Source organism: Bacillus sp. SIMBA_074 (genome assembly GCF_046534555.1).
Classification (GTDB): domain Bacteria; phylum Bacillota; class Bacilli; order Bacillales; family Bacillaceae_G; genus Bacillus_A; species Bacillus_A mycoides.
In genome coordinates this window covers 1-266 of the sequence record NZ_JAWRYM010000632.1, presented here as the reverse complement: position 1 = coordinate 266, position 266 = coordinate 1, and the positions used below count along the sequence as shown (strand labels likewise).

Genomic DNA, 266 nt, shown 5'->3' with positions numbered 1-266 from the left:
AGTACGACGTGCCTGTTCTGGGCGATGGAGAGATATGAGGAAGTGGAAGCGGTGACGTTTGATTATAATCAGCGGCACAGCTTGGAAATCGAATGCGCTCAAGAGATTGCCAAGGAATTGGGCGTGAACCATCATATCCTTGACATGTCGCTGCTGAACCAACTGGCACCGAATGCTTTGACGAGAAGTGACATTGCAGTGGAGGACGGGGAAGACGGGGAATTGCCGTCGACGTTCGTACCAGGGCGGAATTTACTGTTCCTATC

General features: G+C 51.5%; 1 protein-coding gene. It reads left to right on the top strand.

Annotated features, from left to right (window positions below):
- Positions 1–266: 7-cyano-7-deazaguanine synthase (locus SB773_RS32280; RefSeq protein ID WP_410594454.1), on the top strand; the 266-nt coding region annotated here is incomplete at both ends.